The organism is Acetoanaerobium sticklandii, from assembly GCF_000196455.1.
GTDB classification, from domain to species: domain Bacteria; phylum Bacillota; class Clostridia; order Peptostreptococcales; family Filifactoraceae; genus Acetoanaerobium; species Acetoanaerobium sticklandii.
Genome location: NC_014614.1, coordinates 1,167,043 through 1,183,973, shown reverse-complemented (window position 1 = coordinate 1,183,973; position 16,931 = coordinate 1,167,043). Strand labels below are relative to the sequence as shown.

The 16,931-nt window shown below is 33.4% G+C and carries 11 protein-coding genes; 3 read left to right on the top strand and 8 right to left on the bottom strand.

The window, feature by feature from the left end:
• Window positions 1-106: 106 nt before the first annotated feature.
• The 7 genes from CLOST_RS05390 to CLOST_RS05360 form a co-directional block, all read right to left on the bottom strand.
• Entirely contained in the window at window positions 107-1,132 is a 1,026-nt protein-coding gene (locus tag CLOST_RS05390) for an AAA family ATPase (RefSeq protein WP_013361252.1), read from the bottom strand.
• A 177-nt stretch (window positions 1,133-1,309) separates the two neighbouring features.
• Window positions 1,310-2,632 carry an AAA family ATPase gene (locus CLOST_RS05385; protein WP_013361251.1) on the bottom strand — a complete coding sequence of 441 codons (1,323 nt, stop codon included), beginning with the start codon at window positions 2,630-2,632 and terminating at the stop codon, window positions 1,310-1,312.
• 34 nt (window positions 2,633-2,666) lie between these two features.
• Entirely contained in the window at window positions 2,667-6,350 is a 3,684-nt protein-coding gene (pglX, locus tag CLOST_RS05380; RefSeq protein WP_013361250.1) for a BREX-1 system adenine-specific DNA-methyltransferase PglX, read from the bottom strand.
• A gap of 13 nt (window positions 6,351-6,363) precedes the next feature.
• Window positions 6,364-10,002, bottom strand: coding sequence for a BREX system P-loop protein BrxC (gene brxC, locus CLOST_RS05375; protein WP_013361249.1), 3,639 nt, complete (start codon window positions 10,000-10,002; stop codon window positions 6,364-6,366).
• A 39-nt stretch (window positions 10,003-10,041) separates the two neighbouring features.
• The gene (locus CLOST_RS05370) at window positions 10,042-10,623 is read right to left on the bottom strand and encodes a DUF1788 domain-containing protein (RefSeq protein WP_013361248.1); all 582 of its coding nucleotides are present in this window, start codon (window positions 10,621-10,623) and stop codon (window positions 10,042-10,044) included.
• Window positions 10,624-11,220, bottom strand: coding sequence for a DUF1819 family protein (locus CLOST_RS05365; protein WP_013361247.1), 597 nt, complete (start codon window positions 11,218-11,220; stop codon window positions 10,624-10,626).
• A gap of 47 nt (window positions 11,221-11,267) precedes the next feature.
• Window positions 11,268-11,978, bottom strand: a complete 711-nt coding sequence (locus CLOST_RS05360) for a Fic family protein (RefSeq protein WP_013361246.1) — start codon at window positions 11,976-11,978, stop codon at window positions 11,268-11,270.
• Window positions 11,979-12,428: 450 nt separating this feature from the next.
• Here CLOST_RS05360 and CLOST_RS05355 point away from each other — a divergent pair, with 450 nt between their 5' ends.
• From CLOST_RS05355 to CLOST_RS05345, 3 genes are read left to right on the top strand one after another with little or no spacing between them, the layout of a single operon-like run.
• Entirely contained in the window at window positions 12,429-13,238 is an 810-nt protein-coding gene (locus tag CLOST_RS05355; protein ID WP_013361244.1) for a TIGR00266 family protein, read from the top strand.
• A gap of 21 nt (window positions 13,239-13,259) precedes the next feature.
• Window positions 13,260-15,281 carry an alpha-amylase family glycosyl hydrolase gene (locus CLOST_RS05350; protein WP_013361243.1) on the top strand — a complete coding sequence of 674 codons (2,022 nt, stop codon included), beginning with the start codon at window positions 13,260-13,262 and terminating at the stop codon, window positions 15,279-15,281.
• Window positions 15,282-15,293: 12 nt separating this feature from the next.
• Window positions 15,294-15,962, top strand: a complete 669-nt coding sequence (locus CLOST_RS05345) for a YczE/YyaS/YitT family protein (protein WP_013361242.1) — start codon at window positions 15,294-15,296, stop codon at window positions 15,960-15,962.
• Between the two features lie 77 nt (window positions 15,963-16,039).
• On the opposite strand, the gene CLOST_RS05340 is transcribed toward CLOST_RS05345, so the two are convergent.
• Window positions 16,040-16,930: an amidohydrolase family protein gene (locus tag CLOST_RS05340; RefSeq protein ID WP_013361241.1), complete on the bottom strand. Its 891-nt coding sequence runs from the start codon at window positions 16,928-16,930 to the stop codon at window positions 16,040-16,042.
• Window position 16,931: the final 1 nt, after the last annotated feature.

Genomic DNA, 16,931 nt, shown 5'->3' with positions numbered 1-16,931 from the left:
CTCCGTTTCTCATTAAATAAATCCTACTTTTTACATCATATTTATTTAGCTAATCTATATTTTTTAGCCAAATCCGATATAACCATATTAGACTCTTTTATTCTAATCATGACTTCATCTCCATGTTCATTTCATCCTGATATAGCTGAATAAAAGTATCCCTAATAGTATTTATTTCCAAATTCTTAAACTTATTACTACTTTCGCATTTTACTCCATCATCTGTTTTGTACAATGAAAAAAATTTAACTGAGTTTTTATCCTTAGAATTAATATCAAAGTATTTTGATAAAGTGTAGTCATGGGTAGATATAAAAATCTGAACACCATTTCTTTGAAATTCAAGTAACATATCTACTATGAAAGGTATATGAATTGGGTTAATATTAGCTTCTGGCTCATCCCAAAATAATACTGAACCTTTTTTCAAGACTCCATTTTTGATAAGTTGCCATATTAAGGCTATCTTTCTTATTCCTTCTGCTACTAAATTAAATTCTAATTTCGTGCTTTTTTCTTCTATATAAAATTTATCTTTTTTGCTGTCAAATATTACCTTACCATCCATAATTTTTTCAAGCTTTAAAAGTATATTTTCAAAAATATTTTCTTGTGTTTCTGAAATATCAACTTTCGCTGAATGCAATATATCAATATAGGTATCATCAAACTCCACATTGTTCTTTTCATTTGCAGAGATTATATTATATGAATTTGACAAAATTTCCTTTGCAGGTATAAATATACTTTCTAAATCATCAAAAGTAGTTTCCCATTGTTGTTCCTCATAAACATCAGCATCCCATTTAGAAGTTTTTGTATTGAATTCTATCCCTATATTTTGTTCTATTTTATTTTTTATTGCAGTAATTTTTACTTTTGATTTAGAAATACCTTCCTTACGTGAAATCAATCTGCTAATCTTATAGTCTTCGGGCTTAAAAGTATTTACTATCTTTTGAGAAAAAGAATCCTTAGGATTAGTGGCTTTACATGCTGAATAAATAAGCTTCATAATATGAGTTTTTCCTGTTGCATTTTCACCTATAAAAATATTTATACCATCACAAAACTCAATATTCAAATCCTCAAAAACTGTAAAATTAGTTAGTTCAATTTTCTTGATACTCATCCATACACCACCTAATCTTTTTTAAATATCAAACTATATAAAGCAAATAGCTATTTTGCATTCTATATTTTATTTTTTAATTTCTTATTAAATTGTCAACTCACCTTCGAGTTCACCCTTACTATTTCTAATCATTTTAATCGCTCTATGTGGAAATATCATCTCTATCATACATTGTTAATCCTCCTGAAAAGCATAGACTTCTTGAACTATGGACTGTAAGGCTTCATTAAATGTAGGAACTACGAATCCATTATCATTTGATTCAAGTCTATAAATTGAAGTTTTTTGCTTTTCATCTTGTGAAAACTGATACATTGTTACATCTTTTATATCAAGTAAATCAATTTCGGAATAATTAAATTCTTTGCATAGATTTTTAGAATTGCTATGATTTCTTAGTTTTAACATATTATTAATATGTTGTAATATAGTTTCACTATGAGTAGTAATCCATACATTAACACCACTATTCATAAGTTGAATTATTACTCTAGCTATCTTTTGTTGTAATTCTGGATGAAGGTGTGCTTCTGGCTCTTCAATTACAATAGTGTTAAAATTAATATCTGATTTTAGAATAAGGGAAAGTGAGGATATCTCTGATACCACTGAAGAAGCAGCATACAAAGGAAATTCTTTACTAGACCCTTCTGGTTTATACTTAATAACTGGAGAAAACTCTTTTTTCACATTCAAGCTTCCTCTAGTCATTTCTTTTTCAATAAAGTCTACTATATTGTTGAATTTAAATTTATTTTTTTGTTCAAATCTAATGATTAATTGTAAAAAATCAACATAAGGAAGTGTTAAAGTACTGCCTTGATTCTCAGCTAATCCTGAAAAACTATTTAACACAGATTTTTCTAATAGCTGAGTATAAGTCAGCATAAAACCAGTTCTAGAAGCAGGAAGATAAATCGGTTCTCCATTTCTTTTACCACTTATAACTGGAGTGTATAAAGGTGATGCAATACCTTCCATGAGCAAATTCCAGCAAATATATGAATTCATTCTTAATAAATCTTCTTTAGAATACTCTTCACTTATTGGAAATTTTATAGTCGTTTTAGTTGTAGAATATCTTTTGGCTTGCTTGTCCCATTTTAAAATTTGATTAGTTGTTCTACTATAATTTTTAATTTCTATTTTTTCTGCTTCAACATCATAATTAAATAGTCTTTTGAGTAAATCCTTTTTATTGCTTGATAATAAATCATTGTACCAATCCAAATACATACTAATAGCGTATTCATCAATTATAGTTTCTTTATTAAGATTATTAATTAACCATTGCTCACACTTTTTATATGATTTAGCTTCTGAACTTGTTTTTGGAAATATCTCCTTACCTAATTTCAATATCCCCCAAAGCAAACTCATCAAATAACTTTTACCAGAGTTATTGTCACCGACAAAACACATAAGTGGAGAAATTTCAATCTGAGCAGATTTTATTTTAGCAAAATTCTCAACATATAAACTCCATTTTTTATTCATAATGCACCACCTTTCTATAAATATACTAAATAATCTATATTTTGCCCAGTATCTCTAGTTTCTTGCCGTCTTGTGCTGTTTGGACTTTTTCATAGTTTACTTTTACTCCGTCATCTAGGTCTATTGCTATACGGCTAAGTGCAAGGTGGGCGATTTTTTCGTCATATTCTTTGGTTTCTTTTAGTTGTTTTATTAGCTTTTCTTTTCTTTTTTCTGCTTGTGCTACTTCTCTAGCATTGTCACTGTTTTCTGCCATATCTTTCATTCTGTCTATCTCACTAGTATATATCTTTTGGATTTTGTGCAAGTAATCTACACGCACTATACCAGTAGTATCAGCAGTGTATCTATGCATATACACTAGAGCCTTGAATCCATTTTGCTTGCCACTATCATATAGCCAGTAGATAGGGCGTTTCTGATAGGTCTTTACATGGTCTTTGTAAAAATCCTTCACAAAATAATTCCTAATCATCTCTCTAGAAGTATTTCCTTTAGTTTCTAGTGCATCCGCTATAAAGTCTAGGTTCTCCTCTAGAGTATCAGCTCCATAGACTACCTTTACAAACTCTACAAATCTACCAACTATATCATCTTCTAGGTACTCTTCATCTGTGATAGGTATACAGTTATCTCTATCTGGAATAAAAAGAGAATACTTGCTATCATCCCAGTCCCCACCAGCATATGCTAGTCCCTCTACATCGAGAGAATACCTACCAAACATACACCCTACAGCATAAGAAACAAAGCTAACTATCACATCATGCTTTGTAAGAGAATACCTACTAGACTTCATACTTTCTGGTATAGCTTCATTACTATCAAAAATACGATATATAGTTACATCCTTATCCTCTACATCAGGGGTAAGCTCATCCTGTAACCCATAGATATCTATAAAGATTCTATTTAGTTCTTCTTCATTTGATTTTAATTTATTAAACTGTCTTTCAGTAAAATCTCTATACATTTCATATGAAGTTGCTATACGGCTACTTACTATATCTACTCCAGTATCAAAGAAAATCTCAATCTCAGGACTCGTTTCTAAATCTGAACTATTATCCATTTCTTCCCAGTCATCCATATCGGATATAAGGAGAGCTTCGTCTATCAATGGATGCTTTCTAAAATCCCATGAGGTTTCGAAGGAGTCCCAGTCGGTTTTGGAAATTCTTACACAATTATTGATGTCATAATTAATGTCTAAAAAAGGTAGCTTTTCAATTGTTCCAAACCTATAATCTAATGTTGGGCAAACAAATTTTAAAAGTTTATTAAGAATTTTTGAATTCAAATAGCATAATATATTCTTCAATTTTATATCAGAAAAAAACATTGTTCCCTTACTATCAAAAGCAAATCCTTCTTCAGAATATCTTGCTGATAATCCACCTGATGTTAATGCTGAAAATGTCCCACCTTCTTTTCTCTGAAATCTGAAATTTCTAAAAGATGAGCCAGTATATTCTTTTATACATATCCCATCATTTTCCCAGTTAATAACATAATCTCTATTTCCATACCATTTTCGATATGTTCCACCTTTATTATATGGTATCCACTTAAATGTTTTATTTTTTGTGGAAATTGAAAATTCTAATTCAGAAACTTCAAACCAATATCTCAAAAATAAATCATTGTTTGCAGTTGTTATTCCCTCTTTAAATGTTGCTACATCTTTTAATTTTACTTGATTAAATAGCGATAAAATTTTGTTGCTTGCCCAATACGCAATCGGTGAACCAGGGATTTTTGAGAAGTTTTCTTTGATTGCTGTATGTATATTCTGATGTGCAAGAAAAGCTTCTTGTTTTAAAATTTGAGAATTAAAATCTACTAGTCTTACAAAGTTAGCTTTATAATCTTTAATATCTGAAGTTCTTAATACAAATGATGTGGTCTGAACTACTTCTCCACCTATTTCTTCAAATGCTCTAGCTCCTAGATGAGCCATAGATATAAAATCATTTTTAATTATGTTTGAACGTAGTTTTTCATAGCTTGATAAAAACATCCATGCATGTTGAGTTATCATAGATTGAAAAGCATTTTTCTTTGTCATGTTCATGCATTTCTCTATAAACACAGCAAATAAATCAGATTTGCTATCTGGGTAGTGTTTTTTTACATAGTTTGATACTTTTGTATTCATACCACTTCCACCCATATACAGTGGATTTGTAATTACTACATCATATTTCTGTGCCATAGCATGAGCTATAGGTATAAGTTCTTGGAGTGATTTTTTGGTGTCTTCTGCTCCTACTGAGTCTAGGCTCATCTGACCTTCTATATTAAAATCCTCTATAAATCTATACAGTAGTTCCCAGTTGCAATTATCTACATTAAGAATAGAGCCATATTCTTTGGCATCTATATATGTATCTATGAGATATTCTACCTGTGATGTTGCTAGGTTTTTTTCTATATCGCTTAGTGAATTTCCGAAATATTTCAGATGGTTTTTGTTTATTTCATTACTTTCTTTTATTGCATAGAGCTTTGGCTTTATTTCTTTTGTTAGGAATCTTCTATCGTATTTTCTAGCTTTCATCATCACAGCAAAATAAGCTAGTTGATAGGCTCTGTCATCTATATCTAAACCATAGAGGTTATGCTCTATGATTGAGTTTGCGGCGTCTCTTTGGGTGTAGCCTTGGCTTTCATATATCTGCATGAGTACATCAAAGGCATAGACTAGTATGTGACCACTTCCCATACAGGGATCAATCACTTTTATATCTGTTGGATTTAGTTTTTTGTATTCTTCTCTTATTTTTTCTAGCTCTTGTTTTACATGGTCTTCTTGCTCTGCTTCTTCTAGGTAGTATTTCCAGTTTGATTGTAATTCATTGTTTGGATGTCCTTCTACCCATAATTTTCCTAGGGAGTTTTCCACCATATATCTTACTATCCAGTCTGGTGTAAATAGCTGAGTAGCTGCTGGTATACGCTCTTTTGTGATTTTTACATTCTTTTTAAGTAGTGCAAACACTTCATCTTTCGGCTCAGTGTTATAGTACTGATACAGCCACCCTATTATCTCTACTGCTTCTGTGAAGTCTTCTTCTGGGATATCGTTTACTAGGTGGCTTACTATGCCATCGCTATCTGTAAATGATATGGTAAGTAGTAGCTCTGTGTAGTCAGAGGTTTTTTCGAACAGCTCTGGTAGTACTGCATTTAGGGTATTGCACTGCTTTATAAATAGGAATCTAAATAGTTCATCTAGCTTGTTGTCATGTTTTAGGCTGATGATGTAGTCTTTTTCCTCTGATGTAAATTCCATATCTGTATCAAATGGAGATGTAACCATATCAGGCTCTATTTTTCCTTTTGTTTCACTTGATAGAACTCTTGTTTTTGATGGGAGATAGTCATTTACTTCCATGAATCTGATAGCTATGAGTCTATTAAACCAAGTGTAGGCTATTTCTTCTATGATATAGTTAAATGCAGTATTGTAGTCTGAGGTAGCTTCTTTTTCTTTTATTCTCTTTATGTAGGCATCTCTTTGTTTTATTTCTCTATCTTTTATTTCATAGGGTTTTTCTGTTCCTATGTTAAAATGCTGGATATTGTCAGTAGAAGAATCAAGGGGATGTGATATCCCCTTGTCTGTTATTCCTATGAGTCCTGATTTGTATGTGATTTCATTTATTAGTTTAGTCCTCGCCCATATTGCAAAGCTCTTTATGGCTGATTTGTTCATGAGATCCTCCTTGTTAGAACTCTATGTTTAGTATTAGGTCTTCTTTTAGGTTTTGCTTTAGTTTCTGTCTGAGTGTGTCTATATATTTATCTATGTCTGCCTCTGATTCTAGTATCCATGTACTTTCTGAGTTGATGTCTTTGATACTGATAATATGATGTTTTTTAGTTTTTGGTGGTGCTACATAGGTAGGTGGGGTTGAATTTCCACCAGCATCAACAACTAATCCTGTTTCATTTTGTTCTTTCAATCGTTTTGCTAGTATTTTCTGATATTCTTCTCTTATCTCTTCTAGAAGTCTTACTTTTAGTGTATCTGCTTCTATTTTTATATTTTGTAGAGTGGCTACATTGTTACAGGTTTTGGTTTTTTCTTCTAGTGCTGAGAATTTTGCGTTTATTTTCGCTAGGAATTTTTGGTTTAGCTCTTCATCTTTTAGTTCTTCTAGTACTCTAGCTTTGCACTCTGATATTACTGTATATACTGGGCCTTCCATTTCCTCTAGCAAGTCTCCGTACATATCTAGATAGCTCTGTAGTAGTTCTGGGAGCTTCTTGATGTCTTGGTAGGGTTTTGGTTTATCTATGATGGTCTGTATGTCTGCTACTATTTCTTCTATTTCTTTTTTTGCTATGAAGGTCTTACTTTCTTGGTAGATTTTTAGTTTGTCTATGGTTTTGTCCCAGATTGTTTTTTGCTCTGAGCCAAAGAAGGCTTTGACTGGTTCATAGTCTTCTGCCATGTCTAGTAGGTCATCTTGGGATTTTTCTATGGTTTTGAAAAACTCTGGTGTAGCTTTGATTGATAGTATGTTTATGAGCTGATTTTTACCTTCTTTTACTATGGTTTGTCCTGGGTATTTATGAAGCGGGCTAGATGCATAGTGGATTTCTAGTTTTTCTAGCTCTGATTTTAGTTTGCCTGCGAACTGATGAAAGCTAGCTAGCATAGTGTCATCTTCATCACTAGGTGGCATAGCATTAAATAGTTCCTTCATCACTTCTCTTACTATTTTCTTTTGCTTGTCGTTTGCTTTTTCTCTTTTTTCTGTAAGTAGCTTTTCTAGGTATTCTTTTCTTGTGATGTATTTGTAGATTTCATCTTCTGATTTTGTGATGAGGCTTACTACATCATTGTTTACATAAAAAGCTATATCTCCGTCTTTGAATAGTTTTGCCACTATCCACTGCACATCGTACTCTATGAAGCCATATGGAGCTTTTGTAAATCTATCCATTATGGTTTTCATTGAGGTTTTGGCATGTCGCTGTGAGTTTAGACTGATAAAGTCTAGTACATCAGCTAGTGCTAGGTGGTTAGGAACTGAGGATGTCTCATCTAGGGATATCTGACTGCTAGAGCTTCCTTTTAGGACTGCTTTTATGTCTGCTTCTCCCATTGCCTTATTTATATATGTTATTTTGTGGTAGGTTGTTGCTACTAGTTTGCCCAGAGCCTCATTTATTTTTGACGAGATTTCTTTTGCTGATGACTGGATTTTGTCACCATTTGCATAGATGCTTGCATTTTTTAGGGATTGCTCTAGGAATATTCTGGCATTGTTGCTTCTTTCTCTCATCTCCGAACGCTTTGCATCTTTTATTTGCTCGTATTTTGTGACTGTATTGCTATTACTTAGTCTTAGGTATTTTTCTATTTTGAGGGCATTTCTGATTTCATCTAGGAAGGCTTTGTCATCTGGCAGTACCACTAGTACGCTTTTTGACTGTCCACTTTGCATTCTCATAGTTGTTTCATCTGTGCCGTTTTCGTAGTTTGGTGTTAGGATTCTAAGTGAGATATCGTTGTTTTGGTTTGCTTTGTATGGTCTATCATCTACTAGCTGGTTGAATCCAAAGGTATATCTACCACCAAAGGCTGGATATTTATATTTTTTCTCGTCATAGATTCCGTCAAATATCATCTCTGATACCTTGCCTATGACTTCTGATATCTCTACTGCCTGACTATCTATTTCTCTGTTTATCTCTTGCTCTTCATCTGTTAGAAATACATAGATGTCCCCTGTTTTTTGTACTAGGGTCTGACGCACTAGTTTTTTAAGGGCTTCTTCTACTTTTGTTTTTAGCTCTATTCTGTCATCATCTATATGAGATACCATGAGGCTAGTTATGTTCTCTAGGTTTGCCACTACTTCTTTGACATATTTGATCATAAAGAGGGTCTTGAGTACATCTACATCAAAGCAATCCTCTGATTTGTCTGGATTTATGAGTTCATTGTTGTAGGCTCTTATTATTACGCCTTTGTGGCTGTGGTCTAGGAACTGCTCTAGTGCATCATAGAACATATTAAATGGAACTATAGCTCCTTCTGATTTGTCCATGAGTTTTACTGCTGATTCTTTGAACAGTGCTAGCATAGAGCGTTCACCTTCTGCTAGATGCTTTCCACTTGCTCCATGAGTCCTGATAGATGTAAGCACACTGCCTAGCAGGTCGAACTGATATGGCACAAATGGATAGACTTCTGCAAAGTTGTAACGATTTGAGTAGAGCTTTTTTTCTATACCATCGTTAAATATTATGAGGTTTTTGATTATGGTTTCTTTCTCATCATATAGCAGTCCTAGGGTATCATTTGCTGTTTCTGTTTTTTCTAGGATTCTCTTTCTGATTACTTCATCTACATTGGCAGATGATAGAGATAGCCTAGTGTCAAATCTACCTTGGATTTTTGAAAAGTCATTGCCTTTTGTTTTAGTTATGCTATCTATGTCTTGCTGACTAGTAACTACTACCCAAGCTTTGCCATGACAATGGGTGCTGAGGTCTTCTGTTACTGTCTGAAGGTTGAGCATGAGCTTGGAATCATCACCGATGTACTGACCGATTTCATCTACTAGAAATATTACATGATGGTTAGCTCCTTTTTTCTCTATGTAGGAATTGACCATGGAGGCAAAGGTAGTCACATCTATGTTATATACTCCTGTGGATGTATCACACCAGTTTTTTGCAGCATCCATACTCATGTATCCTATGTCAACTAGAGCCTGGCATACAGAGTCCTGGATGAATCTAAACATATGCCTAGTATCTATCCATTCTTTTCCTCTTATTTTTGCAAAGGCTTGCTTGAATTCCTCGTATTTTCCTTCATCTGAAAGATGTCTTTCTAAATCTGCTAGAAAAGGATTAGCTCCATAGTAGCCTAGTTTTTGGTTGAATACTTTTAGAAAGACTGAAAGTATAGCTTCTTTGTTGTTTTGGCTGTCTGCCATGCCACTTTTGGAATCTATGTTAAAAAGTATGACATCAGTAGAAATATTCGCCGCTTTTTTCATATTTGCTATTACAAATTCATCTACTATTTTATTGTCATCTAGGAAATAGTCTAGTGCAGGTTTATTATCCACTACTTTGTTTTCTAGTAGGTAGGAAAGGATTTTTAGAAAGTGGGACTTACCACTTCCAAAGAAGCCCGATATCCATACCCCCATCTTGTCTGTTTGTCCTGAGATGGATTTAGTATAGCTCGCAAAAAAATCTGCAAAATGTTTTTGCAGTTCCTTGGTTACGACATATTCTTCTAGCTCTTGCTTTATATTTTCATCATCTTTTTGTCCTACTTTGATTACACCTTTTATATCTCTATCTATATCCTTTGCAAACATATTTTTAATATACATAGCAATATCCCCTTATATTTGTTTTGAAATATCTCGCATCTAGTCTACTAGCTTGAAAGCTCGGTAGTAGTTATCATCCTTTATCTCATCGAATAGCATCAGTGATTGCCCATCGTATTTCCCTGGAAAAAATAGTACTACTGGTACATCATCTATATATTGGTGCAGGTTATTGAGTATTTTGTGTGACCTAAGTATAGGAAAGCACTTGCCTATGCCAGTTAGGAAGATGATAGAGCCACTTTTAGTATTGTTTTTGATGTGGGCTATGATTTCATTACTTTGATTGTCCTCTTCCATTCTTAGCATTTCATTTACTGCTTTTGTGATTTCTGTAAAGCCTTTGGTCTTTTCAAACTCCATGCATATATCTAAGAAGCCTTCTTTTTCTAGTATGTCTATGATGATGTCATATAGGTCGTATACTACGATATTTAGCTCACTATTTTGGCTGTATTTGGATTTTAGATATGAGATTCTATTTCGAACTTGAAGCTCATGCTCAGCACTATAGTCAAATACATAGTAGCCTACTTCATTTCCTAGTCCTTTGTTCTTTCTAAAGCTATCTTCTTTTATTTTATCCTCTAGCTGGTTGAGTCTGTTCTCTAAATTCTGCATCTATCTACCTCCTGTCAGAGCTTTTAGTAGAGTTATTTCATTATGAGCTACAAGGTAATTTTCTAATACTATATCTAAAATGGGCAAGGTTATGAGTCTCTTTTTATTATGAAGTCTCACCATGCCTGCATCTGTTAGAAAGTTCATATATGTACTTCTTAATCTGCGAAATGTCACATCTGTCCAGGTAGCTATATTGGAGTCTTGGAGCTGTTTGTCCTTGAAAAATATATTGATATCACTAGGTGTCAGCTCACTATGCCCTATGATGGCTTTTTCTCTATATACTTCATAGAGAAATTCTAGAAATAGTTTGTTTTTTCTAGCTACTGAGATGATGTTTATTAGTTTTTGTGTTTCTAAATCCGAGCTCAAAAAAATCTCCATAAGCTCTTTGTCTATGCAGTCTACCCTACCTTTTAGGTAGCCATATATTCTAATCGATCTGCTCTGTTTTGCTATGCCTAGTAGGTTTTCCTCTACGCAAAGTTTTTTAATCTCATCCCATGAGACATTATTGTATCTGAGCTTGATGATTTGCTTTAGCTCGGTAAACCAAAACGACTCAGCAACTAATCCTGAGCTGTATTTTTCCATATTATGTTTCCTCTCTTAAGTGGTGCTAGGTTATTGAAATTATTAGATTACTCTATATCATCACTACATATACTAGTTTTTTCTTTGTTTTCAAAAGCATTTCTGCGTTTACTTTCCTCTAGAATAATAGGTGAGAGCAGATTATATAGTCCCTCAGAATCTTTATTAGCAAGGAATCTGATGTAATCTGACTTTAATTCTACAGGTATTATCATAGGAGAAATATCGTGTTCTAATAAAGAGTAGATAATCAAAAGTCTTCCAGTTCTTCCATTACCATCACTAAATGGATGGATTCTTTCAAAATCTATATGCATTTCTAGAATATGTTTGATTTTTTCTTCATCAGTTTTGGATTGATGTAGCCTATAGTTTAAATTATCTATCCATTGTTTCATTAGATATGGCACATCATGAGCAGATGCAGTATTAAAATCAGCCCCTACTATTGCATTATCGTGTGTTTTCCACATTCCTCTATCAAAATTAAGGTGGTCCATAAGCTGTGTATGAATCCCTCTAACAATATTTAATGATAAAGATTCGTTGTTTTCGAGCTGATCAATAACATATTCAAGAGCTTGCTTATGGTTTTCTATCTCATAAAATTCTCTTTTGCTTACTTTTCCTGGTATAGTTTCATGAAGAAGTATGGTTACTGTATCTGCTAGAGATATAGTATTACCTTCAATGGCTGAGGAGTGATATGCTATTCTTACTAGTAAATCATCAATATACTCTCTTGGTAAATACATCATAGTTTTCTCCTACAAATTCATATATAAAGTAATGCAAGGTTATTGAAATTATTAGATTTATCCTATTTTATTATAGCATTTAATAGGTTAATTGGAATAGTAATTGAGATTAATAATTTAAGATTGGCTTTACTTATCTTTAGATATAAACTCGTTAAAATCATATCTTCTTACTTTCTAAATCTTTCTTAATCATATCTATGCTTAAAACTCTCATTGTGTATGCTCCATTTCAGTATGGTTATAAATTTTATAGCATTGTTTAAATGGAATTAGGGTTGAACCTGGTCCTATGTCAATATTTATTCATATTATTTACTTATATCAATTTTTATATTTCCCTCTATATATTTTTACTAGTTTTTTACTGGATGTATGTTGAGGTTTGATTATCTTGGGTATATTATTAGAATCAATATACATATATCACATATGAGGAGGTATGATTTTATGAAAAGAGCACATGAGGTAGATTTCAAGGTTCATGGAGATGATATGCAGTTTGTAGAAATCCAGCTAGATCAAAACGAAACTATCATAGCTGAAGCAGGTGCTATGATGTATATGGACCAAAATATTCGTATGGAAACTATTTTTGGCGATGGTTCTGGCAGTGATGAAGGTAAAGGTCTCATGGGTAAGGTTCTAGGAGCTGGTAAAAGGGTTCTTACTGGCGAGAGTTTATTTATGACTAGCTTTACAAATACTGCTCCAGATAGAAAGTCTGTTGCATTTGCTGCTCCATATCCAGGTAGAATCGTCCCTTTAGATTTAGCTGAATACTCTGGAGAGATTATATGCCAAAGAGATGCATTTTTGTGCGCCGCAAAAGGTATAAGAGTTGAGATAGCTTTTCAGAAAAAAGTTGGCGCAGGCTTATTTGGTGGTGAAGGCTTTATAATGCAAAGACTTCTTGGCGATGGTCTTAGCTTCCTGCATGCAGGCGGAACTATAATACAAAAAGAATTGGCACCTGGAGAAGTATTAAAGCTTGATACAGGTTGCCTAGTAGCTATGACAAATACTATAAACTACGATGTTGAGATGGCTGGAAATGTTAAGAGTGCATTATTTGGCGGCGAGGGATTATTCTTGGCAACACTTAGAGGTCCAGGTCATGTTTGGCTTCAGTCCCTACCATTTAGTAGACTTGCTAATAGAATGTATGCTGCTAGTGGTGGCATGGGCGGCGGAAAATCTAAAGACGAAGGCAGTTTACTTGGAAATATAGGTATAGGAGATTTATTTGGAAGAGATTAAAGCTTAGAATGGAGTATTGCTATGAAAACTAAGGAAAAGGTGAGGTCTAAAATCAAGTTAGTAGAATTTGACCCGTGGCTAGAACCTTATGAAGACCATATAAAAACTAGGATTTCTAAATACAAAAAAGATAGAAAGAAGTTACTATCGGATGCTGATGATTTTACTGATTTTGCAAATGGTCATCTTTATTTTGGATTTCATAGGTCAAATAAAGGATGGTACTATAGAGAATGGGCTCCTGGAGCCGATTCTCTACATCTTATAGGTGAGTTTAACAACTGGAATCCAAGCTCTCATCCTCTTACCCATTTAGGTAATGGTTACTGGGAGATTTTTTTAGATGGAAAAAAGTCTCTTTGGCATGAGTGTTTAGTAAAGGTAAGAGTTACCAAAGATAATATAAGTCATGATAAGATTCCACTATATATTAAACGTGTAATTCAAGATCCAAATACACTTAATTTTACTGGTCAAATCTACTGTCCTGATAATGACTACAAATGGATGAATCCTTCTTTTAAAATTCCTAAAAAGCAAGATTTACTTATTTATGAGGCTCATGTAGGAATGGCTCAGGAAAAAGAAGCTATAGGGAGTTTTTCTGAGTTTACAAATATTGTTTTACCTAAGATAAAGGAAAAAGGCTATAATGCAGTTCAGCTTATGGCTGTCATGCAGCATCCATACTATGCATCCTTTGGCTATCATGTTTCTAATTTTTTTGCTGTTTCGTCGTGGTTTGGAACTCCAGATGAGCTTAAGGTTTTAATCGATACGGCTCATAGTATGGATATAGCTGTGTTTATGGATATAGTCCATTCTCACGTTGTAAAAAACACTGATGACGGAATAAATGAGTTTGATGGAACTAGTTATCAATTTTTTCATGAAGGAGCTAGAGGAAACCATCCTGCTTGGGATTCGAAGCTTTTTGATTACTCAAAGCCTGAAGTGATTCACTTTTTGCTTTCAAATATCAAGTACTGGATGGATGAATATCATTTTGATGGATTTAGATTTGATGGTATTACTTCCATGCTTTATCTAGACCATGGATTGGGTAAGAGTTTCACTAATTATGACCAGTATTTCTCTGATAATACTGATTTGGATGCTGTAACTTATCTTCAGTTTGCAAATGCTCTTATTAAAAAGATTAAACCCACTGCAATAACTATAGCTGAAGATATGAGTGGTATGCCTGGAATGTGTCTTCCTATTTCTTACGGTGGATTGGGATTTGATTATAGGCTTGCTATGGGACTTCCTGATTTTTGGATAAGGATGCTTGAGCAAAGAGATGAAACTTGGAATATGTATACTCTCTGGTATGAAGCCGTTTCAAAAAGGCCACATGAAAAACGTATAGGTTACTGCGAATCTCATGACCAAGCTATGGTTGGAGACAAAACTATTATGTTTAGGTTATGTGATGAGGTTATGTATTGGCATATGCATAAATCTGATAACCACTATGTAATAGATAGGGCTATAGCTCTTCATAAGCTGATTAGATTTTTTACCTTGACGGCTGCCAGTGAAGCTTATCTGAATTTTATGGGCAATGAATTTGGACATCCAGACTGGATAGATTTTCCAAGGCAAGGAAATGATTGGAGTTACAAGTATGCTCAGAGGAGATGGAGCCTTGAAGAGAATTTAGAATTAAAGTATGAATATTTGAGTACTTTTGATAGATTCATGGTGTATTTTGCTCAAAATCATGATATTCTAAAGAAAAGCGAGTTTATTCAGGACTTATTTATCGATGATACTAGGAAGCTAATCGTATTTAAAAAACAGGATTTAATTTTTATTTTTAACTTCCATCCTACAGATTCATATTCTGATTTATGCTTCCCTACTAAAGATTCTAATTCATACAAGGCTGTTTTCGATTCTGATTTGGATATCTTTGGAGGCTATAACAGAGTAAGCCGAGACATAGTGTATCATAGTATAAATAATCTTAAGTTCAATGAAAACTGTATTACAATTTATAGCCCTAGCCGAACTTGCATAGTCCTAGAAAAGCTTTAAGGAGATGGTGTTTTGAGTAGTGCTTCACCTATTTATAAATTTATAAGATTATTTTTTGGTCTATTTTTATATTCTGTTGGCATAGTTATGACAATAAATGCAAATCTTGGGCTTGCACCATGGGATGTATTTCATAAAGGTCTAAGTACTACTTTTGGAATCACTATGGGGCAAGCAAGTATTGCGGTAGGTTTTATGATTGTTATTATTGCCTTTTTTTTAGGAGAGCGTATAGGCTGGGGTACCGTATTTAATATGTACTTCATAGGTTATTTTATCGATATCCTAATGCTTAACAATTTAATTCCTATTTTCGATTCCTTTATTCCTAGTCTAATTATGATGCTAGGTGGAATGTTTGTGATAGGATGTGCCACTGTAGCCTATATAGGCGCTGAGCTAGGCTCAGGCCCTAGAGATGGTCTTATGATTGCTCTTACTAAAAGAACTAATAAATCCGTGAGATTTATTAGAAATACTATCGAAATTTGTGCTTTATCAATAGGTTATCTTTTAGGTGGAACCTTAGGTATTGGTACTGTTATTATGTCATTATGTATAGGATATTTTGTTCAGTTTGCTTTTAAACTTCTGAAGTTTGATGTTACAAAAATCCATCATAGATATATAGATGAAGATATTATTTTTTTAAAGAAAAGATTTGCTACTAGTGAAAAATAAAAAAAGAGTCAAGAGGATATTTGTGTTATATTACCCCCAAAATATAGATTTTTGGGATAAGCACAGTCCTTTTGGCTCTATTTTATTTTTTGGATTTGTTTTATCATTAGCTCTTTTATAGTTTTATGAGATATTCCAGCTTCTTTCATGAGATTTATTTCATCAATTATTCCATTTGGGTGCTCTACCATATAGGCTCCAGCATCGCTTCCAAGTCGCACTTCTATGTTGTTTTCAAGAGCAAATTTTAAATTTTCTATCTGAAGCTGATATATTTTATTAACTGTATCCAGCTGATTTATCATAGCTTTTGGCTTATATTTCAGTATATTTCCAAGCGGTGCAAGGGTAGGCACCCATGTTGTACTTGAGCCTATGAACTCTTTTAGGGTTTGTTTATCTAGTAAATAACCATGTTCAATAGTATCAGCACCTGCGTTAATAGCCATCTTTACTGCTTCATTTCCATTTGCATGAACCATGACGTTTAGGTTTTCTTCCTTCGCCCTTGATATCATGTAAATTAACTCTGATGATGTAAACTGAGTTTTTTCGTAATATCCAAAGTTATCAAAATCCATAATACCAGTTACTATAAGCTTTAAGTGATCTATATCTAGGCTAAGAAGATACTCAAATAATCTATCAAAATCTCCCATGTTTTTTATACTTTTTCCGAGAAAGTCTCCATAGCTACCTTCTTTATATATGGCAAATCCAGGAGTTTTATAGTTTATATCATGCTTGTCTGCTAGTTTTTTTGCATAAAGGGAGACGCCATATGCATCTCCCCCATCTTTTAGATAGATTATATTATTTTTCTTATATTTTTCTAAAATAGAAGAAATCCAAGCTGTTTTTTGGTTATCATCTGCCATGCTCCACTGCTTTATTGTAAATCCTGATTTAAGTGAAAGATGTACATGGCAATCTGATAAGCCATTTTCTATTCCCATATCTATTTTCATT

Excerpts from the sequence above, each read along its gene's own strand:
- pglX (WP_013361250.1), bottom strand. The coding sequence starts at position 6,350 with ATGAACAAATCAGCCATAAAGAGCTTTGCAATATGGGCGAGGACTAAA.
- CLOST_RS05365 (WP_013361247.1), bottom strand. The coding sequence starts at position 11,220 with ATGGAAAAATACAGCTCAGGATTAGTTGCTGAGTCGTTTTGGTTTACC.
- CLOST_RS05370 (WP_013361248.1), bottom strand. The coding sequence starts at position 10,623 with ATGCAGAATTTAGAGAACAGACTCAACCAGCTAGAGGATAAAATAAAA.
- CLOST_RS05390 (WP_013361252.1), bottom strand. The coding sequence starts at position 1,132 with ATGAGTATCAAGAAAATTGAACTAACTAATTTTACAGTTTTTGAGGAT.
- CLOST_RS05385 (WP_013361251.1), bottom strand. The coding sequence starts at position 2,632 with ATGAATAAAAAATGGAGTTTATATGTTGAGAATTTTGCTAAAATAAAA.
- CLOST_RS05340 (WP_013361241.1), bottom strand. The coding sequence starts at position 16,930 with ATGAAAATAGATATGGGAATAGAAAATGGCTTATCAGATTGCCATGTA.
- brxC (WP_013361249.1), bottom strand. The coding sequence starts at position 10,002 with ATGTATATTAAAAATATGTTTGCAAAGGATATAGATAGAGATATAAAA.
- CLOST_RS05350 (WP_013361243.1), top strand. The coding sequence starts at position 13,260 with ATGAAAACTAAGGAAAAGGTGAGGTCTAAAATCAAGTTAGTAGAATTT.
- CLOST_RS05360 (WP_013361246.1), bottom strand. The coding sequence starts at position 11,978 with ATGATGTATTTACCAAGAGAGTATATTGATGATTTACTAGTAAGAATA.
- CLOST_RS05355 (WP_013361244.1), top strand. The coding sequence starts at position 12,429 with ATGAAAAGAGCACATGAGGTAGATTTCAAGGTTCATGGAGATGATATG.